The 23,034-nt window shown below is 56.7% G+C and carries 23 protein-coding genes; all 23 read left to right on the forward strand.

Annotated elements, in window-relative coordinates; translation table 11 throughout:
- Positions 1–649 precede the first annotated feature (649 nt).
- The 23 genes from IG122_RS23420 (at position 650) to IG122_RS23530 (ending at position 23,031) form a co-directional block, all read left to right on the forward strand.
- Positions 650–2,179 (forward strand): DUF3363 domain-containing protein, encoded by a 1,530-nt coding sequence (locus IG122_RS23420; protein ID WP_193188993.1) that lies wholly within the window; start codon positions 650–652, stop codon positions 2,177–2,179.
- An 18-nt stretch (positions 2,180–2,197) separates the two neighbouring features.
- Positions 2,198–4,156 carry a type IV secretory system conjugative DNA transfer family protein gene (locus IG122_RS23425; protein WP_193188994.1) on the forward strand — a complete coding sequence of 653 codons (1,959 nt, stop codon included), beginning with the start codon at positions 2,198–2,200 and terminating at the stop codon, positions 4,154–4,156.
- Positions 4,137–4,559, forward strand: a complete 423-nt coding sequence (locus tag IG122_RS23430) for a hypothetical protein (protein ID WP_193166435.1) — start codon at positions 4,137–4,139, stop codon at positions 4,557–4,559. The genes IG122_RS23425 and IG122_RS23430 overlap by 20 nt, the downstream gene beginning before the upstream one ends.
- A complete protein-coding gene (locus tag IG122_RS23435; protein WP_193188995.1) occupies positions 4,549–5,466 on the forward strand; it encodes an ATPase, T2SS/T4P/T4SS family in 918 nt (305 codons plus the stop codon). The genes IG122_RS23430 and IG122_RS23435 overlap by 11 nt, the downstream gene beginning before the upstream one ends.
- A 707-nt stretch (positions 5,467–6,173) precedes the next feature.
- Positions 6,174–6,524, forward strand: a complete 351-nt coding sequence (locus tag IG122_RS23440) for a TrbC/VirB2 family protein (RefSeq protein WP_193188996.1) — start codon at positions 6,174–6,176, stop codon at positions 6,522–6,524.
- Between the two features lie 9 nt (positions 6,525–6,533).
- Entirely contained in the window at positions 6,534–6,776 is a 243-nt protein-coding gene (locus tag IG122_RS24605; protein WP_193188997.1) for a VirB3 family type IV secretion system protein, read from the forward strand.
- The gene (locus tag IG122_RS23450) at positions 6,776–9,232 is read left to right on the forward strand and encodes a TraG/VirB4 family ATPase (RefSeq protein WP_193188998.1); all 2,457 of its coding nucleotides are present in this window, start codon (positions 6,776–6,778) and stop codon (positions 9,230–9,232) included. Before IG122_RS24605 ends, IG122_RS23450 begins: the two co-directional genes overlap by 1 nt.
- A complete protein-coding gene (locus tag IG122_RS23455) occupies positions 9,219–9,989 on the forward strand; it encodes a hypothetical protein (RefSeq protein WP_193188999.1) in 771 nt (256 codons plus the stop codon). Before IG122_RS23450 ends, IG122_RS23455 begins: the two co-directional genes overlap by 14 nt.
- Positions 9,986–10,756: a hypothetical protein gene (locus tag IG122_RS23460; protein ID WP_193189000.1), complete on the forward strand. Its 771-nt coding sequence runs from the start codon at positions 9,986–9,988 to the stop codon at positions 10,754–10,756. The genes IG122_RS23455 and IG122_RS23460 overlap by 4 nt, the downstream gene beginning before the upstream one ends.
- A 2-nt stretch (positions 10,757–10,758) precedes the next feature.
- Positions 10,759–11,922 carry a type IV secretion system protein gene (locus tag IG122_RS23465; RefSeq protein WP_193189001.1) on the forward strand — a complete coding sequence of 388 codons (1,164 nt, stop codon included), beginning with the start codon at positions 10,759–10,761 and terminating at the stop codon, positions 11,920–11,922.
- Positions 11,923–12,591, forward strand: a complete 669-nt coding sequence (locus IG122_RS23470) for a type IV secretion system protein (RefSeq protein WP_193189002.1) — start codon at positions 11,923–11,925, stop codon at positions 12,589–12,591.
- The gene (locus tag IG122_RS23475) at positions 12,588–13,703 is read left to right on the forward strand and encodes a TrbG/VirB9 family P-type conjugative transfer protein (RefSeq protein ID WP_193189003.1); all 1,116 of its coding nucleotides are present in this window, start codon (positions 12,588–12,590) and stop codon (positions 13,701–13,703) included. Before IG122_RS23470 ends, IG122_RS23475 begins: the two co-directional genes overlap by 4 nt.
- Before the next feature lie 3 nt (positions 13,704–13,706).
- Positions 13,707–14,807 carry a TrbI/VirB10 family protein gene (locus tag IG122_RS23480; RefSeq protein ID WP_193189004.1) on the forward strand — a complete coding sequence of 367 codons (1,101 nt, stop codon included), beginning with the start codon at positions 13,707–13,709 and terminating at the stop codon, positions 14,805–14,807.
- Positions 14,804–15,106 (forward strand): hypothetical protein, encoded by a 303-nt coding sequence (locus tag IG122_RS23485; protein WP_193189005.1) that lies wholly within the window; start codon positions 14,804–14,806, stop codon positions 15,104–15,106. Before IG122_RS23480 ends, IG122_RS23485 begins: the two co-directional genes overlap by 4 nt.
- Positions 15,103–15,387, forward strand: a complete 285-nt coding sequence (locus IG122_RS23490; RefSeq protein ID WP_193189006.1) for a DUF2274 domain-containing protein — start codon at positions 15,103–15,105, stop codon at positions 15,385–15,387. The genes IG122_RS23485 and IG122_RS23490 overlap by 4 nt, the downstream gene beginning before the upstream one ends.
- Complete coding sequence (locus IG122_RS23495) at positions 15,384–16,997, forward strand: type II secretion system protein GspD (RefSeq protein ID WP_193189007.1); 1,614 nt, start codon at positions 15,384–15,386, stop codon at positions 16,995–16,997. The genes IG122_RS23490 and IG122_RS23495 overlap by 4 nt, the downstream gene beginning before the upstream one ends.
- Positions 16,994–17,377 carry a hypothetical protein gene (locus tag IG122_RS23500; RefSeq protein WP_193189008.1) on the forward strand — a complete coding sequence of 128 codons (384 nt, stop codon included), beginning with the start codon at positions 16,994–16,996 and terminating at the stop codon, positions 17,375–17,377. Before IG122_RS23495 ends, IG122_RS23500 begins: the two co-directional genes overlap by 4 nt.
- The gene (locus IG122_RS23505; protein WP_193189009.1) at positions 17,374–19,293 is read left to right on the forward strand and encodes a GspE/PulE family protein; all 1,920 of its coding nucleotides are present in this window, start codon (positions 17,374–17,376) and stop codon (positions 19,291–19,293) included. Before IG122_RS23500 ends, IG122_RS23505 begins: the two co-directional genes overlap by 4 nt.
- The gene (locus tag IG122_RS23510; RefSeq protein ID WP_193189010.1) at positions 19,283–20,518 is read left to right on the forward strand and encodes a type II secretion system F family protein; all 1,236 of its coding nucleotides are present in this window, start codon (positions 19,283–19,285) and stop codon (positions 20,516–20,518) included. The genes IG122_RS23505 and IG122_RS23510 overlap by 11 nt, the downstream gene beginning before the upstream one ends.
- Entirely contained in the window at positions 20,518–21,375 is an 858-nt protein-coding gene (locus tag IG122_RS23515) for a hypothetical protein (protein ID WP_193189011.1), read from the forward strand. The genes IG122_RS23510 and IG122_RS23515 overlap by 1 nt, the downstream gene beginning before the upstream one ends.
- The gene (locus tag IG122_RS23520; protein WP_193189012.1) at positions 21,372–21,797 is read left to right on the forward strand and encodes a hypothetical protein; all 426 of its coding nucleotides are present in this window, start codon (positions 21,372–21,374) and stop codon (positions 21,795–21,797) included. Before IG122_RS23515 ends, IG122_RS23520 begins: the two co-directional genes overlap by 4 nt.
- The gene (locus IG122_RS23525) at positions 21,794–22,522 is read left to right on the forward strand and encodes a hypothetical protein (RefSeq protein WP_193189013.1); all 729 of its coding nucleotides are present in this window, start codon (positions 21,794–21,796) and stop codon (positions 22,520–22,522) included. Before IG122_RS23520 ends, IG122_RS23525 begins: the two co-directional genes overlap by 4 nt.
- The gene (locus IG122_RS23530; RefSeq protein WP_193189014.1) at positions 22,519–23,031 is read left to right on the forward strand and encodes a hypothetical protein; all 513 of its coding nucleotides are present in this window, start codon (positions 22,519–22,521) and stop codon (positions 23,029–23,031) included. The genes IG122_RS23525 and IG122_RS23530 overlap by 4 nt, the downstream gene beginning before the upstream one ends.
- The last annotated feature ends 3 nt before the right edge of the window (positions 23,032–23,034 follow it).

The raw sequence follows: 23,034 nt of genomic DNA on the forward strand, positions 1-23,034 counted from the left end.
CCGGCCCATCGGGCCGGCCGTCTTCTTTTTTTGTGCGTCTGCTCACGCAGCCGCGGCGCGGAGCTGTAATGTAAAACGGTCGCTTTGCGACCGTTTTTGGCTTTCAAGAAGTTGGGGTGTGGATCATCGATCCCACCCCATTTTTTTCGCGCACCGCGCGGCGCGGCCGCCATCAGATTTCAACGACCGCCCTAGACGATCAGTCAGAAGGACGCTCGCTTGTCGAGCGATCGTGTCTTGAGTGGGAGAGAGGGAAATGAAGGCGAATTGGTCCAAAAGCGTAGGACAAGATAAAGCGACGTGCCTATGGAGAGGGCGCAGCAGCGCTAATCATCTGTTTTTGTTTGCTGATTCGTGGGCCCGTGTTATGCTCATAAAACATATGTTGTATGCGCAATCTCTTAAGTGATTGACAATGCTCGGAAAAAATAGGCCCACGCTTCGATTCGCGGATGTTCGTAGCCCTGGAGCAGGGATCACCAAGGCTGTAGTTGCCGCAGTGGCCTATCGCGCTTTGCCCGCTTCGTTCCGTTCGTCGGTCATGGGGCGCGCGATGCGTATGATCAATTCGGGGGCACCGCGAACAGCTGGTGGAGTGGCTCGCAAAGCCCTCCGCGTATATGCCGCTTCGGGCGGCGGCCGGTCTGGTTTGAGCGACAGTTTTCAGCGGGCAATTGTCAAAACGCGGATCGTCACTACCGGAGGGAAGATCAGCGGAAAAGTTCGCGCTCACATGAATTACATCACGCGCGATGGCGCCGGCGCCGACGAAAAATCCGCCGAACTTTTCGGCAGTGACGATCAAACAAAGGGCAATTTCGTTCGCAAGTTGGAGAAGGACGACCGGCATTTCCGACTGATTATCTCTCCGGAAAATGCGCCCGAAGACATGGAAGGGCTTACGCGATCCGTTATGTCCGACATGGAAAAACGTCTTGACACGAAGCTCGAATGGAAAGCGGTTATCCACGAAAACACCGACCATCCGCACGCCCATATCGTCCTTCGCGGGATCCGTGATGACGGCGAAAATCTTCATATTCCGAACGTCTATTTGACCCGCGGGATCCGGGAAACGACGCAGCGGCGCCTTACACAAACCCTCGGATACCGGACGGAACTGGATCAGGCGAATGCATTGATGTCCGAGGTAGACCGGCCGCGCGTTACCTCACTAGATCGCATGATTGTGCGTCACAGCGACGAAACCGGCCGGTTCGAGTTTGGCCGCTTGGGGCGAGCTGGCGCGTTGGGGGACAACCGCGTTCTCTTGATCAATCGAGCGAACAAACTTGTCGAAATGGGAGCGGCCCAGCAAACGGGCGCGCAGGCAATTACGCTCGCGCCGGATTGGGAGGCGAAGGTCCGAGAGCACAGTCATTTCCGTGAGATGGAGGGGAGGGTGCAGAGCAGCTTTGCGGGTGAAATCCGGGAAAGCGTCGATCTCAGAAAGAGCGCGGGACCGACCAAATCGGTCATCGGGGAGGTCAAGACACGTGGCCTTGCCGACGAGCTGCATGATCGGCCTTATGTCGTGATCGATGGAGCGGACGGGCGTGCATACCACACAACCTTCAAGGACCTGGACGCGGCTGATGGTTTCAAACGCGGTGCCATTGTGCGCATCACGCCAGCCCGGAACAGCCAGCGCGGAGAAGCGACATCGAGGCCCTTCATTGCAGTCATTGGCCCGGGCGGGGTTGAAAAATCTATCAATGCCGAGGGCGCCAACTGGCTGGATGAATATGCGCGCGGCGGGGCAGGGGCCGAGAGCACACTGCTGCAGAAGAGGCTGAAGGAAGCGGCATCGAGACGGCGCGCGCATCATGCGCAGAATGGACGTCATGGCGTCCTCGATGACGATTCTCGCTACGAGAAGTGGTTGCTGGAAGAACGGAACAAGTTGGTGCCGCCCAGCATCCGTAAGGCTGGGAAAGATGAAACGGCGCGGCTTCTGTTCGGTAAGGGGCAGCAATCCTTCGACGGCGTAATGACAGAGATTCTGGAGACGAACCAAGGACCTTTTGGCGTGGTCAGGAACCCCATGAACAAGAGTTTCGCAACGGTCTCGCTATCGGCAAATCAGAGATCTCTCATGGGGCAGCCGGTGTCTCTCCGTTCTATGAATCAGCGACATCAGAACCGAATCCTCGTTCAATTGCTGACACGATCTCGCTGACGGTCGGAGGAGAAAAATATGCTCGCACGCGCCGCAACCTTCTACCGTGGTTTCCTTGTCATGCTCCTTTTCGTCATCGGCGGGATGGCCGGAGCGACACAGTATGTAGCGCACTGGTACGGCTATCATCCCGCCTTGGGGGAGCCCCTTTTTTCGATCGGTGCACATAAGTTTTATGCGCCCGTTATGTGGTGGATCTGGCTATTCAGTTTGCCTAATCCGCGGATGAATGTGTTCGATACCGGCCAGTTGATAATGACCGGTTTCATCGTCGCGGGGATCTTCGTTTTCATCTACGCCGTGACAATGCGGAAGCGGCAGTCGAGTGGAAAATTCGGGACTGCCCGATGGGCGACAGACAAAGAACTGGCTCGGTACAAGGGCCATAACGGAGTCATCGTTGGCACCAGCGGAAAGAAGAAGGACCGTCGCGGACGCATCCCTAAATACATCACTCACGATGGCCCCGAACATGTCGCTCTGATTGCTCCATCTCGTTCGGGGAAGGGGGCGTCCACGATCATCCCAACTTTGTTTCGGTGGACCGACAGCGCGTTCGTTCTCGATATCAAAGGCGAGAACTGGACCGCGACGAGCGGCTGGCGATCGACCTTCTCGAAGTGCTTCCGCTTCGATCCGGCTTCACCCGATTCCGCGAAGTTCAATCCGCTTCAAGAAATCCGGCTGGATCACAATCTCGTCGGTGACGTCGATCTGATTGCATCGATGTTGGTGGATCCCGAAGGCACCAAAACAAACCCGAACCATTGGGACATAACAGCCCGCGGATTGCTCAAGATCGTCATCCTCCATTGTCGTCTGACCGACCCGAACGCATCGCTTGGCAGCGTGAAGGAATGGCTGAACAAGCCCGGCGTCGAAATCACAGACAAGCTGGACGAGATGATGTTGACGAAGCATCTCGGAGACCATCCGCACCCTGTCGTGGCCGAGGGCGTACAGACTTTGAAGGACAAATACTTTCCGGAATTGTCGAGCATTCTCAGCACAGCGCGGTCGTACCTTGGGATCTATGACGACCAGATCCTCGCCCACAACACGTCGAGCTCCGATTTCACAATCGATTCTCTCTTGAATGACGATAAGCCGGTAACGCTTCACATCGTTTTCACGCCGAGCAACCTTCAGCGCCTGCGTTTTTTCCTGCGCCTTTTCGTCTCTCTTGTGGTGCGAAAACTGACAGACGTGAATGTCGCGCCGGCCGAGTTTCCGCATAAGCGACGAGGGCTCTTCCTGCTTGATGAATTCCCGCGACTTGGGAACCTGGCGCTTCTCCACGACGCGATCGGCTACCTCGCCGGATACGGTATAAAGTGCATGATCGTGGCGCAGTCGGTGAAGGACCTTGTTCGGATCTATGGTCGCGAACAGACCCTTCTCGAGAACAGCGCGGTCCAGATCATCCACGGAACCAACGACCCTGATACTGCCGATTATGTCTCCCGAATGGTCGGGACGAAGACGCATCGCGAAGAGGAAATGAACGTTTCCGGCAACCGTCTCGCGCCGATCCTGATGCACACGTTCGTCTCACATCAAGAGAACGCGCGAGCGCTTCTCACGCCGGGCGAGGTACAGGATCTGCCGCGCACCCAACAGCTATTTTTCGCACCGGACATTGCCCCGGCTTTGATCGAGAAAATCAAATGGTGGGAAGACCCGTTTATGCGCGCACACAGCGCAGAGCAGGCGCCCCCCGTCCCGCGCGATCACGTGCCGCCGGTCAATCCATGGGCGGGGTTGACCGTCGAGCCCGTCGAGATCCCAGCGTCCGAACGCGACGAAACGGAAGGGCACGGGGAGGTCGATCACATTTCGACTGGACGCACCATCATGGATGACCCAGGCCCGGTCGAAGGTGATCCAGATGAACCGGGGCGAGAGCAGCAGAGCGAACTTGGTAGCGACGACAACGCGCAGGTGAGGGAGAACGATAATGGCCTCTTCCGGATCTAAAATCGCAAAGCGCTTTCATTTGCCGGCGCGATTGGCGGAGCAACTGGCGACGGCCGCCAAGCAACAGCGCCGGAAGGAGTCGCATATCGCCGAGGAGGCGCTTGAGGCCTATTTCAATCCGGCCGAGCCCGACTTCATTCAGCTTGAAAACACGATGGCCGTGACCTTGCGAAAGCAGACACGGGCGATTCAATCGATGCAGAGGGATATCAACCTCGGCGTTGAAACGCTGGCTCAGTTTGTGCGGGTTTACTTCGGAAACACTTTCCCGCCGAACCATGAAATGCGCGAGGAGATCCTGAAAGGCGCTCCGAAGCGATGGGAGGCATTCACGGATGCGGTCCGCCAACAAATCGTGAAGGACGTTCCCTACGTGCGGGAGATTCTTGAAGATGAGCAGTGACGCCGCGCTGCGGCAGACCGCAGCATTTGAAGACCAGTTAAGACAGGACCTTCCGTTCCTTGATGACGAGGACCTGACCGATGTCATGTTGAACGATGACGGCAGGCTCTGGATCAAGCGATGGGGCAAGTCCCCCGAGCTGGTCCGGACGGACTTTCCATCGGCGAGGGCCGAAACTCTCCTTCGGCTTGCGGCCGGGGCTGCCAACACGGAAATAACCTTCAAGAACCCGCGCCTCTCCGCCGAGCTTCCGAACGGGGCACGGCTGCAGGGCTTCTTGCCGCCTGTCACGACGCGGCCGGTCATTGTGCTTCGGACACATCGAGAAGTCCGCGTATCGCTCCAGGACTATGTTACGAACGGCTATATGACCGCCGATCAAGCCGCGGAAATTCGCGAGAACATCGCTCAGAGGAAAAACATCGTCATCGCCGGCGCGACCGGATCCGGGAAGACCACGCTCGCGAATGCCATGTTGCTCGAGCTGAAGGACAGCCATGACCGTATCGTTGTCCTGGAGGATACCCGCGAGCTTCAGTGCGCCGCTCCGAACACAGTCCGTCTTCGATCGTCCCTCGCCATCTCTTTGCGAGAGCTGGTCTTCGATACTCTCCGCATCAAGCCGGACCGGATCGTCGTTGGCGAGGTCCGGAAGGGCTCCGTAGCGCGCGAGTTGCTTGCCGCCTGGTCGACGGGACACCCGGGCGGAATCACGACGCTTCATGCCGACAGCGCCGGCGACGTCATGGTGCGGGTCGAGCAGCTGCTAATGGAAGAATTTCCAGTCGTCCCTTACCATTTGATCTCTCGTGCAATAGACGCGGTTTATTTCCTGGCGACAACGCCCAACGGGCCTCGCCTCACAACGATGGAACCCGACGCAATGGAGGATCTGAAAGAGCGCTAAACTGCGCCGAAAGCGGGTGGCCCAGGCTCTCTGCATGGCGTTTCGCCTATCGGGCGAAAACAAAAAGACATGCGACGGCGAAGAAGACCAGCACGCCGAACCAGCCTGACGCTCGCCCTGAAAACAAGGGCGATGCAATCGAGATCTCGGATTTTTCGAGAGACTTTATCAAAACGGAAACGACCGAATCATACCTTGATCGCATGGAACAACCCTCATGGCCGCCATAACTGGCGGTCAATAGCTGTTCTTCATGCGCTAGGTTTACGATCGCCCCCCGGAGGCGCTACCCGGAGCCCGCAGGCTCTGGTAGCGATCTAGCTAGCGTCAGAAGAAAATTCAGTCCCTTGCACTTAAACAAACGCTGCAGGACCTATCTAAATCAAACTTACTCCGTTCCGGGACGGGTCAGGGACAATTTATCTAGCATTTCTCCGGTATTTTTTCAAGTTAGGAATGCTGGGCCGAGCGACTGTCTAAGTATCTGATTATAAGGCATAAAATGTCATAATCTTTATTATGGGAAGGAAAATGCGCCAAAGTAGGTTCTGTTGCGTTTTCCGTTGGATGCCGCCCATATTGCATAATTATTTTATTGGTATTGTATCTCTTCCGCAATTTTGGTGGGCCTTGACCTAAATGTCATAGCGTCATAGGTTTCGAATGATGCACATAACACATATGTGCAAATCGAGCGGAGTTGACTCATGAAACTTCTCAGTCAGAAAGACACCCAGATCGTCTGGCGTGTGACATTCGCAGTCGTCGCTGCGGTCGCCGTTGCGACCCTTCCTGAGATTGCAGAGGCGGCGACCACTCTTACCGGTGCAAATCCGTGGGAAGGGCCGATTGACCGGCTTTCCAACAGCTTGCAGGGACCAGTTGCCAAAGCGGTTGGTGCGGCGAGCATTGCCGGGGCGGGCCTCACTCTCGCTATGGGCGAGAGCGGCGGGTTGATGCGCAAGGCGGGAGGTGTTGCAACAGGTGGAGCCGTTGCATTCAATGCCGCTTCATGGGGTTTGCCTTTTCTCGGCTACTCCGGCGCCGTCACCTTCTAGGGCGCCCCTATGTTCGAAGAGCCCGTACCGCAGTCTTTAACAAAACGGATCCTAGTTCTCGGCCTTCCCCGAGAGCTAGGGATCCTTATTGGCACTCTCACGGCGGTCGGGTTTTTCGCCCTGCATCGATTTGAGCCGGTAATAGCCGGCATCATTCTCGTGATGGTGGGAAACATCATTCATCGCAAAGATGAGTGGACCTTCGAGATCCTTATGCGCCATGCGAGATACAAATCCAGGTATCTCCCCTGATGAACTCGATCTTTGGACGTTACCGCATTGGCGCCTTCAATGCGCCTAAAGCCGCTTCTGTTGCTGAACTTCTGCCGTGGCTGACGGTCATGCCAGACGGACAGACGGTACTTTTGAAAGACGGAGCTTTCATGGCCATTTGGGCGGTCCGCGGCCCCGACATGGCATCGGCTCCTGATTATGAGTTCAACCGAATCTGCATGAATCTAAGTGCAAGACTGAACACCTTGCAGGGCGGTTGGTCCGTTTTCTTCGAAGACGCCCGCATTGAAAGCCAACCCTATCCTGAGTCTGCTATATCGAACCCTGTAGCGCGTCTGATCGATGCCGAGCGGCGCAATCAGTTCAGCCAGTATCCGCATTACGAGAACGTCTATTATCTCACTGTGACGTACCTGCCGCCGGCCAAGAGCCATAGCCAGGTCCGCCGCTTCTTTATCGAGAATGAAGCAAGGGAGGGCCATGCAGCTCTTCCCGTACATCTCGCAGACTTTCAGCAGCAGATTCTCGCACTGGACGAAGCCTTCAAGCGCCAGTTCAAGCAACGGCGCTTACTCGCGGGCAGCGAGATCCTTTCCTACCTCCATTCGACAATCAGCACCTCTCGATACGATATTGGATACAGTGATCTGCCCGTTTTTCTCGATCGGCTTTTGTCGGACGACGAAATCAATGGGGGCTTCTACCCGACCGTCGGGGGCAAACATCTTCGTGTTATTGGTATCCGCCAACTGCTCGGACCGACGAAACCGGGCCTTTTTGAGGAGCTAAACGCACTTCCATTCCCTTATCGCATGGTTGCCCGCTTCATAGCTCTCGATGACGCACAGGCTCAGAGAGAGATCAGCCGTGTTGGCCGCTTCTGGTTTCAGAAGCGGCAGAATCCCCTGTCGCTTATTTTTCAATCGATCACCGGCGAGCCTGGAAAGATCGATCAGGAAGCGCTGCGACGAAGCGACGATGCCGACGACGCCGCCCTTCACGTGCAGGAACGCCGCGCCAGTTATGGTTATTGCACGCTCTCGCTCGCAATCCTGGAAGACGATAGGGACGTCGCAGACGCCCGCGCCATCGAGATCCAGGAACTTGTCCGCCGCAATCGTGCAATCCCTGTCATCGAAAAAGAGAATGCACTTGAGGCATGGCTTGGGATGGTCCCCGGCAATTCTGTTGCCAATGTTAGACGCCCGCTCCTCAGCACCATTCATTTCTCGCATCTTGCCCCGATCTCTGCCACTTGGGCCGGGCCTGACGGTGTTTCACATGAGTCTCTTGAAGGTCCGGCTCACGTACTTTGCGAAACAAACGCTACGACGCCATTCCGGTTCTCGACTTTCTCGGGCGACGTCGGCCACTTCTTGGCGATCGGCCCAACCGGTGCCGGCAAATCCGTCCTGTTGAATTTGCTCGCCGCACAATGGCTCAGATACCGGAACAACATCGGCGGCGCCCAAGTCTATGGCATCGAGGCCGGCGGATCGATGCGCTGTCTGACGCGCGCCCTTGGCGGTACTTACCACGATCTCGAATCTACGAGCGGCTCTCTGAGTCTTCAGCCTCTTCGAGAGGTTCACATTCCAGAGGAACGCGAGTGGGCCGCTGAATGGCTGATACGGCTTTTCAGTTTCGCCGACATAGACGTCGACGCTGCTCAAAAGCAGGAGATTTGGTCCGCTCTGGGTTCTCTCGCAACCCAACCATACGAGCATCGAACGCTCTCAGTTCTTCAAACCCTTCTACAGGACAACCTCCTCCGCACAGCGATAGGCCCCTTTACTATCGACGGGCCAGCCGGGCGGTTCATTGATTCGGGAAGCCCTACGCTCCCGGACGAGATCGAGTTCGTCGATCTAGGGTCTTTGCTCGACGCCTCTTTCGCACCAACGATTCTAGATGCTCTGTTCCGTCGCTTCGAGGGCCGCTTCAACGGCCGCCCAACGCTTTTCTTGATCGATGAAGCATGGATGGCGCTTCTCAACGGCACATTTGCGGACCGACTTCGCTCCTGGCTCAAGACGCTGCGGAAGCGGAATGTCGCTGTCGGACTCGCGACCCAGGAGGTTTCGGACTTCCTCAATTCCGGCTTGGCCCAGACGTTGCTTAACGCCTGCCCCACCCAGATCTATCTTCCAAACGCTGCAATTTCGAACGCCGAAGTGGCTTCGCGATACGCCGCTGTCGGTCTGAACGAAACGCAAATATCCATCATCCGGGACGCCACACCGAAGTCCGACTATTACTTTGTCACACCAGCCGGGTCCCGCCTGATCTCTTTTTCGCTTGGACCGGTAGCTCGGGCCTTCTGTGCGGCCACGAGCGCGGCGGATCAAGCCGATCTATCGTCCCTTGACCCGTCTCTCACAGGCGTATCATTCGCGTCCCGATGGCTCGAGGGGAAGGGTCTCAAGCATTCCGCCAACGCTTTGACGGAGGTTACGAGACATGCTGCCGAATAGACCTCATACGTCCATCGTTGCCATCGTCGCGACTTTCCTTACAGCCCAGCCTGCTATGGCCGAACGAGAGTGTCGACCGGATCCTGTTTTCCTCAATATCGATTACTCAAGCTCGGTCGGTGACGCTCACATTTACCTGTCTTCCAAACAGGACTTCCGGCGTCATCCATGGGGGTCGATCGAGATAATGAAGCCATTCTCTGAATTGACGCAGACGACGGCCACAACCGGGGTGGTGCGGCACCGTCTTCCGGGGGTCAGCATCCTCATACCTGCCAAGGCCGACTCAACAAACTCGTACTTCGACTTCCCTATCGTGCATCTGGAACGCGACCCCAATCGCCCCGCCGGTTGTGTTTATAGCGTCAATATCCCGCCGACCGCTTCAAACTACCTCTCACTTCCCCGGCAGTTCAGCCCCCATTGCAAATCACCCCCCACGCAAAACGTGCTCGGACGCACCGTCTACCGTTCTGTAGTGGTCAAGGCTTGCCACGGTCAAATGGAGTACGGCATCCCAAATGAGCCGGTTCAGAAGATCCATCTCGGCACTCTGGCACTCGTCTTCTCGGACGACTTCCTCATGTTTCGGAATTACTTCCTGCCAGGCGCACTGACGAGCTTCGAAGCATCTCTCGTCGGCGACGAAATTGCCGGCGGCGGGGTCACGCTAACCGACATGCTCAATTCGGCAGGCGGTTACGTCTATCGCGTATCGATCAATATGCCATACGAGCGAGAGGAGAACATCCGATGAACCGCTACAGTCGCTCCAAGTGCGTCATCCTCGCAGCAACGTTTTCTGTCTTATTGTCCGCCGGGACGGCCCCTGCCCTCACCGTATTTGACCCTGCTAATTTCGGACAGAATGTCAGGCAGGTGGCCGAAAGCGTGAAGGCATTCGCTCAGCGCAACCAACAACTCCTACAGCTGATCGCGACAGCGGCGAACACGGCTAGAAGTGTTCAGGGACTGACAAATGGACAGTACACAGCGGTTTTTGGAGCCGTCAATTCGCTCGGCGCCCTCGATCAACAATATGCCGGAACACTCCATAACGCGCACGACCTGGTTGTCCGTTCCACGCAGCTTATGAACCTCGCTAATCGAATTCAGACACCCCAAGACGCCATTGCAGCAAGCGACTTCGCGATAACGCTGACCAGCAATGTGATCAGCGACTCGTCACAACTATTGTCCGCTCTCGAGCCCAGCTATGCCACGGGACAGAAACTTGCAAATGCAATGACGGCAAGCTCTACGGCGACCGGTGAAACACAAGCAATTCAGGCTCAAACCCAGCTTCATGCCGTCAACGCGCAGATCGAGATGCAACAATATGAGATCGCTCGGCTGCAACTGGCGAACGAACTCGCTCGAGAGCAGAAAGCATACCTCGAAAGTCAGCGTTCGAAATATCGCCTCGCTGCTGCCGCTGACGCGATGCGTCAACCCGTCCCGTCCGGAACCGCAGATCCCGATTTGTTCATGCCTATTGAGAAAAGCCGGGCTGCTTGGAAGTAGCCATGGAACCGCTCTCCTCCCTCGACAATCGCGTTTCCTCGCTCGTTGCCCTCTTTCAAGCCGGGCCGTCTCAGTATGTCGACGTAGCGGTTTCCCTATTCTCAAAACTGGCAGTTATTGAGATTGCATTCTTCGGATTGCTGATCGCGCTCGGACGCGGACGCATGATGTCCGAGACATTTATGCAAATCATGAAAATGGGCGTATTTTTCTGGTTTATCAAAGAGTTCCCAACCTTTCAAACCACTATCCTTTCGGGGTTTCAGTGGTCCGGCCTTCAATTGACGGGGCAGGGCGGGGGCACCGAATCTCTACTTGCATCCTCTTATTTAACGGCTGCTACGAACGTGGTGGGTCAGATTTTCGACTGTGCAGCCGAACTCAGTTTTTTCACCGATTTCGTGACACTCGTTTGGCTTCTGATGATCGGCGTCATTGTTTTTTTCGCCATGGTTTTCATGGGGTTGACCGCTGTCTTGACGATAATCGAGTATTATATTGTTACCGCTATCGGGTTCATTATCCTTCCATTCAGCGCCTTCTCCGCCACTCGTTTTATTGCAGAAAAAACCTTCTCCTCTTTCATCGCTCTTGGCGTCAAGGCCGCAACGATCGTTGTGGTGTCGGGTTTTGTTCTTTCCGATATCACGCAGCTAACCTCATCAAGCCTTTGCTCCGCCGATACGTCATTCGGAGACCAGCTCGGCATGACGCCGCTGCTCTTCGCTACGGCCGTCCTCTATCTCCTTCTCTTCATCAACGTACCGGGGCTCGCGGCAGGAGTGTTAACGGGATCACCAAAACTTGGAGCCGGGATGGCGCTTGTGGCTGGCGCTGGGATGTTGGCGACTGCCGGCGCAGTTGCCTACGGCGCTTTCAAAGGGGGAAGCGCCGCCGCTTCGGCCGCCCGAAGCGGAATCAATAAAGCATCTGACAGCCTCGGTGCTGCAGGATACGCCAGCAATGTGCAGACCCCCGGCCAGGGTCTGCGTTCCCCCGCTCCTAAGCGGCCGGCGGACACCAGCACAGCGTCTAGCGGTTCCACTGCAGCATCTTCCGACGAAGGAACGGCAAGAACCTTCGTCCGCGATTCCGTCGGCACTGCCCGCAAAGTCGAACGGCACCGTCGCCGCATCCAAAAGCTTGACGACGATCAGGAGTCCTAAATGACGTCACGCGATACTCGGGAACCACCTGTGAATCCATTCTCCGACGCTGGGAAGGTTTTTGCTGAATTTCTTGAATCGGACCGCAGATCAAAACAGCTTCTCGTCAGTCTGGCAGCGCTGCTCTTTATCCTGCTGATTGTGTCTCAGTTCACCATTGCCTGGATGTACTCGGAGCGAAAAGAGCACCTTTCCATTGTCGAGGTCGATGGCGCAACCGGTGCGGTCGTCCGAAAATACACACCCGTCGCCTACACGCCAACAGCAGCACAGAAGAGCTATGTCGCGCGCCAGTGGGTAAAATCCGTTCGCCGCCGTCCGTCCGACAAGATCGTTATGCGAGACGATATCCTTTGGGCTTATGCCCACACTGCGGGCGCCGCGAGAGATCTTCTCGACAAGCATTTCCGCGCTGGCGATCCGTTCGCTGAAGAAGATTTCCGGACCATCGAGGAGCTCAGCTCTTTAAAAAAGAGTGAGGACAGTTTCCAGGTCACGTGGACAGAAGCTACTTTCTCGCCTTCAGGCGCGCAGCGAGGATCCGTCGAGCATACGGCCCTTATAACCGTCGCCCATGGCGAACAAGCAGTTACAGACGACACGCAAAATCCCACCAATTTGCACGTTGTCTTTTTCGACTGGACCGTTCCGGAGGTCTTACCGAGATGAGTTTTTTTGAATTGATGAACATAAAACATATGTTCTATGTTCTCTCAATGAACCGAGCGAACCTCATAGCGATAATCTCCCTGTCAACTTTGACCGGTTGTTGGGCCGGAATCCCGGTCCCGGTAGAGACAACAGCGCCAACTTCGCTCACCGAAGTGCGTTACGTTGAAGTACCAACCGGCCCTGTCGTGCCGCCACGGGTGGTAGAGATACCGGTGCCGGCGGCCACTCCATTGAACGACAAAATCCGCCCAAGGGAGTTATTGCCTTACCGCCCCCACAAACATCCAACAAAGCGATCATTAAAAGCTGCGGTAGATCAGGCGACCGTCGACCCTCACGAGGGCCGATTTAATAACGGCCATCAGATCTACTCATATGCGGAAGGGCAATTCTACACGGTCTTCGCCGTCCCTGAGCGAATAGTGGATATTCAGTTGCAGCCCGGCGAGGAGCTTCTGAGCGCCAATCTCGGCGACTCTTTTCGCTGGCTTTATCAGGCCACTCAAAGCGGAGCCGGTGAGACTGCTCGAACGCACGTTTTCTTCAAGCCAACTGAAGAAGAGATCAGTACCAACCTGGTCCTCACAACGACCAAGCGGGCTTACCACATCGAGCTAATCTCGGATCCTGCAAATGTCCCTCATCACTCTGTGTCATGGTCCTATCCAGGTGAGCAGCGCCGGGATTTCAGTCGACAAATCGCAGAAATGTATGCGCCTGGCCGGGCCTCTCACAACCAACCGGGCGGCGGTCAAGAAGGGCGCTTCACCGTTCTCGGTTCCGCGAGTGAAAGCGCAGATGACGCGCTAGCCAAGCTGAACTTCAATTGGGCGATCGAAGGAGGCGACGGTCAGGAATGGTTGCCTACAGAGGTCTATGATGACGGCGCGCGTGTGGTTCTCCGTTTCGCCCCGGTCATGGCCCGCAAGCAGATGCCGGTCCTCTCCCTGCTTACTGCAGAGAACCAGGTTGAGATCGTCAACTACATCCAACAGGGGTCCGCGCTGATCGTCCCGTACATGTTCGATCGAGCCGTTCTCTACATGTCCCGCGATCCCGCGCAGCGCGTATTCATCGCCCGCACGGGTATCTGGACGCAGGGTGAGTGACCGATGTCTGATCTGCTCCCGAATCTCGGCAATACCGACGCCGTTCAAATCAACAAGAAGATGCTCGTCGCCGCTGTCGGCGTCCTATCTGTCCTCATCGTCGGCGGTCTTGCCTATGGCCTCGCCTCCGATCCTCTCGAGGAGAAGCAAAGCGACATTCAATCGTACAACACGGAAATACCTGCGTCCTCTGAGCTTAATCGCTTCAGAGACCGCATCGTTGCCTATGCGCCACCAAAGCAAGCCTCAGACGAACCGTCGCCCTCAGAGCCGGAGCCGACCCCAATCGCACCTGTTGCGCCCGCTTTGCTGCCTCCACAACCTATTCAACCGCTTCCGGATCCTAATAAGCTCGCTGTTCGTCAATCTGCGATTTCCGTCTTTGACAAATCTTCTATCAGCGGCGCAGCTCAGCCGTTTCCTTTGAACATCACGGATCCGCCTACTGACTTGGCTTCGTTGCCGACGATCGATCCCGACGATTCCCCTGCCCCGCCACCATCCGCACAAACGATTTCGCCGTTCGGACGTGCAGCATCCCCGCGAGAAACTCTTCTTCCTGGGACGATAATAAAGGCGCGGCTCGATACAGCGATCGACACCACTCATCCGAGCATCGCGAGAGCGCGAGTCATCGAAGCGGTGTTCGATCATTGGAATGGCAAGCGGACGATTATCCCGCAAGGCGCTATCCTTATTGGCGCTCCGGCGAGCAATACAGAATATGGACAGGAGCGCGTCTACATCGCCTGGACCAGCCTAACTCTTCCAGATGGACGTGTTCTAGATATGTCTTCCACGAGCGCCGGAGACATCGCCGGGCGCGGCGGTCTCCCGGCGAACGTGGACAATCATTACTTGGAGCTTTTCGCTTCCGCCGCCCTCTCAAGCATCATCTCAGTAAGCGCTTCTCTGTCGAGTGGCGACCCTAACGATCCTCTTACTCTGCAACAGAGAGCGACGCAGGGATTGGCCTCATCAGTGAACCAGACGGGATCCACTCTCGTTGGTCGGGCCGCTGCCATCAAGCCAACGCTGACAATCGAACCCGGTCACCTGGTCACCATCATCGTCAACAGACCCATCAGCCTGGAAAATCAATGAACACAGTGAAACGCCAGACGCGCCTTTCTGAGTTTGATCAGGAAAGGATCAAACGGTTCTGTCAGGACCGAGAAATGACCCTGGAAGAATATTTCACTCTGGCGATCGAACATCTCGTATCGCTTGAAAACGTGATTTTCCGGGCCGTCCCCAAAAGAACACCGGCCTTTCATGTCCGATATAGCGAGGACCAGCACGACAATGTTGCGCGGCTCGCTACACGGAATAGCGCAACGCTTTCATCGGTTCTCTACACCGCCATCTGCACATACGCAGAAGATCATGGAGTGTTCTCATGACCCTTTCCATTACTCCGGACTCGCTCCAGGAAACCAAAGTCTCGATTAAGCTCGAGCTCACAGGCGATCTCGCCCGCGACATTGACCTCTACCGTAGCATGTTCACGGAGGACTTTGGCAAAGACGTCTCCGTCGACAACCTCGCCCGCGAGATTCTTAGAATTGGGCTCTTGTCGGACAAGGCTTTTCAACGCCGCCGCAAATCCGCAAAAGAAAAAGCCCCGCGCGCCGCCGGCGGGACCGTTCCGCCGGCGGCGAGAACCGAAGGCGGTGCCTCATGAAGCACATAGCCTCAGCCGTCTTCTGCGTTGCGCTGACAGCATGCGTTCAGCCGGTTGCAACGCAACCGCCGCCGATGCCCGCGTTCCTGCAAACCACTGCACTCACCCGTATCGAGAGTCCCGCGGTCCCCAATATCACCGAGACCGATCCTTCTCTGCGCTCCCCGGCCACCTCCGCGCCCGGGGTGGAGGATCCCAACCCGGCTTCCTCGCCCGTTCTTCCAGCCGAACCAGAATCGGTTGTGGCAGAAGCGCCGGTCCCGGCCGTCGCGCGTAAGCCGAACGCGCGACAAGATCCCAATGATGCGCTGATGAAGGGTGAGCTTCCCAAACGAGACGTTTTCATTACGGAGCCGGCCTTTGAGGTAACGTCAGTGTTCAATAGTGGCGACCCCCTACCTGCCGCGCCGATCCCACAGCCTTTCGGCGCAATCTCGGCCGATCCGGTAACTCTCATCCGAGAATTAGCTAGGCAGCGCGGTTTTTCCGTCAGCGCAGACCAGGCCATTGCCGACAGGCGCGTCTCTCTCCTTCTCAACCCGATGCCTACATCCAAGGCGATCGAGGCAATCACCAATGCTGCGAACCTCTCCTACACGTTCGACGGAAACACCCTCGAACTGTCAGGTTCCCGTAAATACACCCTCAGTCTCCCGCCGCTTTCGTCCCAATCAATCAATGAGGGGGACTCCTACGAGAAACGGGACAAACCATTCTATGAGGAAATAGCCGCCACTCTGACGGCGCTTGGTGCTCAGAACGTGCAACACGCGGTTTCGGGGCGCGCGATCTCGTTTTCCGCCGGCCCCGAAGCAGCGAAGGCGGTTAAAGCCTATGCGCGCGAGCTTCAGGCAAAGCGTGTCCGGATCACCTATGACCTCTGGATTGCAGAGGTATCGGATACCAGCGATGACGCGCGCGGAATTAGATGGGACCAGCTTCAGCTCAGCATCGGAGCTCTCGACCTTTCCTTGAATGGCGGTAACACGGTCACTGACGGATACAACATCGTGACGAACTTCTCCGCCGGCGGAGTTGATATCGACATGATCGCGTCATTCCTAGAGAAAGAGGGAACCGTCGAAGTCGTAAGCAACCCGACAGTTGCTCTAATTTCCGGCTCGGCCGTGCGTCTTGATGACACGACGACGACCCCGTACCTCGCTTTTGAGCCAATCGCGCCGACCGGTACCGATAATGAAGACGTCGCAAGCGTGACAACCGGCGTCGACACGCGAGAGCAGGTCACCGGCATCGTCCTCGAGCTGGCTGGCGATTATCATTCCGGCCTTGTCACCACCCAGCTTCGCCTTACGGTCTCGGACACTCTTGGCTTCGTCGAGTTCCAGGTTGGCGACATCTCATCACAGCAGCCGCGCACAACGCAGCGAACCATCACCACTCAGATATCCACACCTCCCGGCCAAACAGTCGTCATCGGCGGCATCGCTCGTTCGTCCTCTACGGGCGATCGGCAGGGTGTTCCGCTTCTAGGCAAGATCCTTCCATTCCTATTCAGCAGTGAGCAAGCGACAAAGGACCAGAAACAACTCGTCATTGCATTGGTCCCGCGAATTGTCCGCTTCAGAAACGGGAGCAACGACTCATGACGCGCCTTCTTTGGACTCTTTGCCTTAGCGCCGTGCTCATGCCATTCCCGGCCTCCTCTCAGACGGCGAACCCATTCGCGCCGCCGATCGTTCCCGCATTGGCCCCGGCTGCGATGGCTCCGACCCTGGAGACCCAGATCATTCGAGAGCTTCCGCCCTTGAGCTTCTTTGCGGTCATTGGCGACGTTGCGCTCTTAAGCGATGGCGCACGCGTAATTCGCGTTCCTCACGGACGACGCGTCACCATCAATAGCGTCACCTACCGAGCGAAGGTGACGGAGGACACCCTTACCCTCGATCGCAACGGGACAACCGCTTTCTACGCGACCGTTGGCTATGGCGTGGCGATGAACCAAGACACTCCCGAGGCCACAAAATGACCGATGATCTTCTGCCTGATCTCGCCCCGCCGCGGCGCATAGGTCTTAAAAGCGTCATTGATGGGCTGAAACGTTCCGGTACGCGCTTCAAAAAGCGAAACAAGCGCGCGGAACGTAGAGAGCCAGCTTCGGTGCCCACCCCGCTTGTATCGCGGCAAAGCCCGGACACGGAATCTGTCACCGACCAATTCCTCAATTCCCTCCAAAGAACACAACACTTAAGTGTTCATCGCGCGGATTGGGTGCGGCGCGTGTTGGAAGAACATCAGGTTCGCGGCCTCAATACGACCGCTGCCGAACTGGTCATCCAGCTCGGCTTTGTAAGCCCATCAACAGTTATCGAAACAATTCAGGCCGAGGGGCTCCAGATGCCTCTGCCGGCCGACGCCGCACGATTGTTTTACCTTTGGCCGGCGAGCTTGCTAGCGCAGATGGGTGTTGTCCCTATCCGTCTTCATGATGAAACGCTCTATATCGCCGCCCTCCGCCCCCTCGAACATTTCGAGCAGAAAACGCTTATCGATCGTGCCGCTTCTCAAGAAACCAAGATCACCCGTATCACGGTAGAGCCTCTTGATGCGGTAACAGTCCTGCAGCGGATCCAGGCCACGCCTCACGTTACCGGCTCCGCTTTTACCGACCTTCTTGTCCGACACGATATAGCCACAAATCCTTCCAACCTGGCGCCGGTGCTCGACAGTCTCTTTACTGACGCCATCGAGCACGCCTCCTCCGATATCCACATTGAGGTTCACGACTCCGCGACCGAGACGCGCATAGAGTATCGCGTCGCGAACACCCTCATGCACCGGGCCAATATCTCTCCAATTCTGGGGCAGCGGATAGCCACGCTCATTCGCGAAAGAGCGCGAATTGACACTTCAAACCTCGAAAAGCCCCATGACGGAAAGTTCAACGTGAACTTCCACGGCCGGCCCATCGATATTCGTGTTGCGATCATGCCTACCTATGCCGGCCAGAAGCTTACCTTGCGCCTATCCGATCCGCGCGCATTTCAGACTGTCTCCCATATTTTCGGACACTTCCCGGAGATCTCCGCCCGCCTTTCTCGCGATGCCCGCGAAGCGGCCCGGCGCGGTTCCTTCGACTTGGTGACCGGACCGACAAACCAAGGCAAATCCACAACCTTGCGCGCGGTCATCATGGAAATGGAGCGAGAATCCAAGCGCGTCATGGAGGTTGGCGACCCCATTGAGGTTCTCACCCCTCTCACGACACAAACGAATATCAATACACATCCGGACGTCGGACTTACTTATGCGTCCTATCTAAAGCATGCGCTTCGCCATGATCCGGATGTTCTCTTCGTTCAGGAACTCAGAGATGAAGATACGGCGATAGAACTGCTTCGCCTTGTCGAGACGGGTCACAAAGCCTTGTCCACGCTCCATGCAGACAGCGCGATCGACACCCTTCCGAGATTGTTCAGTCTGATCGATCGGAACCGCGGGCAAGCCGCATATATCTTTGCGAAGTTCCTTACTTGGATCGTTCATCAAAGACTCGTATCGACGCCGTGCCCGACCTGTTCCACCCAGATCACGGCCTCATCGCTCGATCCACATACACGCAAGATTTTGGGGCTCGCTGACAACGACACCGTTGTCGAGATTTCCGGCGACGGTTGCTCCGACTGCCGTGGCCTCGGCGTTCGTGGCCGGACTGTTGTACCCGAGGTCATCTGGGTTGGCCCAGCGGCCCGCGACGCCCTATCCCAGCAACTCTCAGGGATCATCTCGGAGACCCGTGCTGCGGACTATGCGTCCCTGCTTTCAATTCCTGGTCTCGAATATTTTCCTCGCGTCGATTTCCTGAAATCACTCGCTGCAAAACGGGTGATTGGCTGGCAAACGGCCGCATTCGAGATCGGAAAGGAGCGCGTCTATGCTCTCTGATCTCCTTTCGGTCCAAAACCGTTACATTCACGCCCGGTACTACGATCCGAGGACAGGGAGGAATGCTCAGGCTTTCTTCCACTCCGCCACGATTTCCGAAGTGCGTCAGAAGCTTTCGAATGAGGGTTTCTCGATCGTCTCGTTGGATGAACGGGCACATCGGCTCATCAACAGGCAATTCTACTTCGCGGCAGAACGCTCCAATTTCATTAGAACTTTTGCAGCGTTCCTGAAGGGTGGCACCGACCCGAACGAAGCCCTCCGGAAAACCTGCTCCCTGATTTCGCATCCTGTGAAAAGAGCAGAGCTTCAGCGGGCATTGGACACACTCGACGCAGGCGAACCGCTGGACGAGGCACTGAGACATGTTCCGCATCTCGACCACACCACGCGCGCTTTTCTTACGGCCGGCACTTCAACCAATGCCGTCCAAAAGATCATCGACCCACTCCTGGACTTCAGGGCGCGGGCGGTAGAGCTCTGGCGAAACATCGGGAAACGGACGTTCATCGTCGGCGGTGAAACCCTCCTCGCCCTCGCTACGTCCATCTATATGGAGGTCGATGGGTTCGACACCCTCATTTCCTTGATGGGTGAAGGCTCAACCCCGGAGTTTGCGGCAAAGGCCGGTGTTGCCCGCTTCGCGAACATGATGCTTATCCTGCTCGGGCTTGTCCCCTTCCTTGTCGCTCCCGCACTGCTTCTCGCCCGGGCCAGTAACAACGACACTATGCGGTTGTCGGCCGGTCGCTTTACGGATTGGTTCCCTGGTCTGTCCACTCTGTTTAGGCACTTGGCGATTGCGGAAACATTCTCGATCTCCGCTTTCATGCTTCGCGCTAACGGCACCTTCATCGAGGCCGCCACACTGGCGAAGCGATCGACATTTTGCCCCCCCGCTCGTCATTTCTGGGATGATGTTCTTAAGAGGCATATCGACTACGGCCAAACGGTCACCGAAAGCATGGCAAGCGCCGGAAAAGTGCTTTCTCAGTGGGAGCAGATGCCCCTTCGCGGCCATAGCGGCACAACTCATGCCGACCTCGCCTCCACCATGTTGACGATTGCTGGCGATCGTCTCCACGAAGCCGAACTCGCGTCCGCCTCTCTGGTCTCCAAAGCGACGACCGCTTTTGTCCTCTATCTCATCGCGACGATGGGGATCTTCATCTACCTGCTCAACGCCCAATCCAGTACTTCGCCTGACATTTTCGGAGTCCTCTGATGACGACGTACATTCCGCCCGAGATCGGCGCGACATCGGTTCCGATCCCGAACAATCGCAGAGCCGATATCGTCGCTCATCACACAGCGGCCGGTCTCATGCAGACCGACACCGTTTCGGTGATTCACACCATCAAAGACGGTTTCGTTCACACGATCTTTGCCAAGGGATCATCGTTTCCGGCCGACCCGGCCGAGAACGACTTTGAGACAACACTCGCAATCGCCCTTCCCGGTCATCCCGATCACCAAGGCGACGGAGTTTACATTGCCAACGCAACATCCGGCCTAGCCGCGATCCGAACCGTTGCCAACCGAGTATCCGCATATCAGGGCGAAAGCGAACTCGTTCGCGCGTGGGCCGCAGATCAAAACCTTCCAGTATACGACTTGCCCGACGAGGGCGGATCCAAATGGACGCTTCCGCAATACCAACGCGCGCAACGAGTCAATCGGGTCCTCTTTGCGCTCGCGATTGCCGGCATAGCCTTCACGATCTTCTCCGGCTTCAATCTCACGGACACAATTACCCGCAGCCAGGCAGCCGAGCGGGACACGGAACAAATCCGTCGAACCTCCACTGCCTACGAGAATCAGCTACGTCAGAAGCTGGTCGAGGTGACTGATCAACCCGCACTCGCGATCATCGGCCGGCTCTACGCTCTTGGACGAATCAATCCCGAGACAGGCGGAACCCTCCTGAATTTCCGAGCGTCGAATGGCGCGATCTCATGGGTCGCACAGGTTCCCGATTGGGTTTCTAACGAGCAAATCGATCGTTTCGGTCCGAACATCGATCGCACGCGCATTGATGACAAGAAGATGCTCCGTCTCACAGCGACGGAGGAAATCCAATGAAACTGGTTATTCTCGTCTGTTTCTGCTGGATCGGCGCAATTATCGCTGGAGTCGCTTCAACCGGGGCGCTGGACGACGCCTTCGAGAAACAAGCTGTCGTGGCGCGCGCACGCCAACTCATGCCTCGCCCGATAGAGCTAACACAGGTCCCCGCGCCGGGCTCGACATACGAATCCGTAGCAAAAGCCATCCAGGCATCGTCGAAGGGCATTGAGGTCACAGCCGGTCCTATGAGTGTCACCATCCAGACCCGTGACGCTGCGGCCTACGAGGCGTGGATGCTTGCGCTGAATGCCGCAATCGCCCAAGCGCCCAACTATCGCTGGGACGTCAAGACCCTGTGCGCCGGGCTCGAATGCCCGGGCACACCCTTCTCGGCCACCCTCACCGCTTCCCGCATCCGTTCGGAGATTAAAGAATGACCGATCAATCCATTCATCATCGCGACGCGGGCTTTGGACCCTTTGGTGTCCTTCTGATCGTCCTCGTTATCGTGATCGCCCTTGGCGCGATCTTTGGCAGCCAGGTCGCAGGGGTCCCGGCCCGCATCGCGTCCTACCTCGGACTTCTAAATGCGAATGCGATTTTTGGCACCGGCGCCTCCATTGGTCAGGGGATCAATGTCATGGGCGCGCAAGGATGGGACATTTCCCAAATAAACCTCGTTGACGACGTGTCTTCGGATTCCAGTCGAGTAAGTCTCTTCGATCCCATCAACGGCGCGATCACCGAACCTGCCCTTAGCAAGACATATTTCATCGACCGTCCCTCTGGCATATCGGCCGATAATTGGGGCCGGTTCTATCTCGTGGGAAATACAACGTCCGGCGCCGGATCGTTCACGGTTCCCGATCTTGCCAGCAGCAACGCGGATTGGGCGATCGTTCTGCCGGGCGTGAAGGACGATTACTGCCAAGGGATCAACGAAGCTCTTCTTTCCTACGACGCCGACGCGGCGATCCCCATCGCATCGTCTATCTCGTCAACCAGCCTGTACGCTGGTCTCTCTACCGCCCAGAAAGTAACAAGCACTGCTTTCAGCCTGGCATCGACGACTCCAAGTGACGCTTTCTCCGGCGCATATCAGGGGTGCTTCCAATCCAGCGACGGGGTAAACGCCTATTTTCTCGTGGTCTCTCCGCGATGAACGAGAAGCACGGCCCCGACGACGGTTTCGGCGTCTACGCCCTGATCATTGTCATCTTTGTGCTGATCATTGGTCTGGGCGCCTACTTTGCCGACACGTTCTCAAGCTCGACCACGCAAGCCAGCGAACTCAAAAAACGGAGCCAGCTAGTCACGGATGCCACCCTGATTCAGCAGCGCATCGTCTCTTGTGCTTTTGCATACCCCTCGTCCGATGGAGGCGGGGCTTTTGCAAACTATCCCGCCGAGCCTCCCAGCGATCTCGTTTCCGATCTCGAATGCCCCGGAACATCGGCCTCGCTTTGGTCTGGATCCGATGGCGTTTTCTACCCGCCCGCCCCGCGCGGCTATTCGGAATGGACCTACTCGCACACTTCTTCGGGGATCCACATTCAGACAGCCGGCCCCGCGGCGGACGCGACATTGCTATCCGAGATCGTCGCGGAACTCGGATCGCAAGCCCTTCAGCCGACAAGCGGAACCCTCCGAATCATCGTTCGAGGGAGCTAGCAC

Source organism: Nisaea sediminum (assembly GCF_014904705.1).
Classification (GTDB): domain Bacteria; phylum Pseudomonadota; class Alphaproteobacteria; order Thalassobaculales; family Thalassobaculaceae; genus Nisaea; species Nisaea sediminum.

What these genes read in the sequence shown, in the direction of transcription:
- IG122_RS23425 (WP_193188994.1), top strand. Translation starts at nt 2,198, where the DNA reads ATGCTCGCACGCGCCGCAACCTTCTACCGTGGTTTCCTTGTCATGCTC.
- IG122_RS23430 (WP_193166435.1), top strand. Translation starts at nt 4,137, where the DNA reads ATGGCCTCTTCCGGATCTAAAATCGCAAAGCGCTTTCATTTGCCGGCG.
- IG122_RS23435 (WP_193188995.1), top strand. Translation starts at nt 4,549, where the DNA reads ATGAGCAGTGACGCCGCGCTGCGGCAGACCGCAGCATTTGAAGACCAG.
- IG122_RS23440 (WP_193188996.1), top strand. Translation starts at nt 6,174, where the DNA reads ATGAAACTTCTCAGTCAGAAAGACACCCAGATCGTCTGGCGTGTGACA.
- IG122_RS24605 (WP_193188997.1), top strand. Translation starts at nt 6,534, where the DNA reads ATGTTCGAAGAGCCCGTACCGCAGTCTTTAACAAAACGGATCCTAGTT.
- IG122_RS23450 (WP_193188998.1), top strand. Translation starts at nt 6,776, where the DNA reads ATGAACTCGATCTTTGGACGTTACCGCATTGGCGCCTTCAATGCGCCT.
- IG122_RS23455 (WP_193188999.1), top strand. Translation starts at nt 9,219, where the DNA reads ATGCTGCCGAATAGACCTCATACGTCCATCGTTGCCATCGTCGCGACT.
- IG122_RS23460 (WP_193189000.1), top strand. Translation starts at nt 9,986, where the DNA reads ATGAACCGCTACAGTCGCTCCAAGTGCGTCATCCTCGCAGCAACGTTT.
- IG122_RS23465 (WP_193189001.1), top strand. Translation starts at nt 10,759, where the DNA reads ATGGAACCGCTCTCCTCCCTCGACAATCGCGTTTCCTCGCTCGTTGCC.
- IG122_RS23470 (WP_193189002.1), top strand. Translation starts at nt 11,923, where the DNA reads ATGACGTCACGCGATACTCGGGAACCACCTGTGAATCCATTCTCCGAC.
- IG122_RS23475 (WP_193189003.1), top strand. Translation starts at nt 12,588, where the DNA reads ATGAGTTTTTTTGAATTGATGAACATAAAACATATGTTCTATGTTCTC.
- IG122_RS23480 (WP_193189004.1), top strand. Translation starts at nt 13,707, where the DNA reads ATGTCTGATCTGCTCCCGAATCTCGGCAATACCGACGCCGTTCAAATC.
- IG122_RS23485 (WP_193189005.1), top strand. Translation starts at nt 14,804, where the DNA reads ATGAACACAGTGAAACGCCAGACGCGCCTTTCTGAGTTTGATCAGGAA.
- IG122_RS23490 (WP_193189006.1), top strand. Translation starts at nt 15,103, where the DNA reads ATGACCCTTTCCATTACTCCGGACTCGCTCCAGGAAACCAAAGTCTCG.
- IG122_RS23495 (WP_193189007.1), top strand. Translation starts at nt 15,384, where the DNA reads ATGAAGCACATAGCCTCAGCCGTCTTCTGCGTTGCGCTGACAGCATGC.
- IG122_RS23500 (WP_193189008.1), top strand. Translation starts at nt 16,994, where the DNA reads ATGACGCGCCTTCTTTGGACTCTTTGCCTTAGCGCCGTGCTCATGCCA.
- IG122_RS23505 (WP_193189009.1), top strand. Translation starts at nt 17,374, where the DNA reads ATGACCGATGATCTTCTGCCTGATCTCGCCCCGCCGCGGCGCATAGGT.
- IG122_RS23510 (WP_193189010.1), top strand. Translation starts at nt 19,283, where the DNA reads ATGCTCTCTGATCTCCTTTCGGTCCAAAACCGTTACATTCACGCCCGG.
- IG122_RS23515 (WP_193189011.1), top strand. Translation starts at nt 20,518, where the DNA reads ATGACGACGTACATTCCGCCCGAGATCGGCGCGACATCGGTTCCGATC.
- IG122_RS23520 (WP_193189012.1), top strand. Translation starts at nt 21,372, where the DNA reads ATGAAACTGGTTATTCTCGTCTGTTTCTGCTGGATCGGCGCAATTATC.
- IG122_RS23525 (WP_193189013.1), top strand. Translation starts at nt 21,794, where the DNA reads ATGACCGATCAATCCATTCATCATCGCGACGCGGGCTTTGGACCCTTT.
- IG122_RS23530 (WP_193189014.1), top strand. Translation starts at nt 22,519, where the DNA reads ATGAACGAGAAGCACGGCCCCGACGACGGTTTCGGCGTCTACGCCCTG.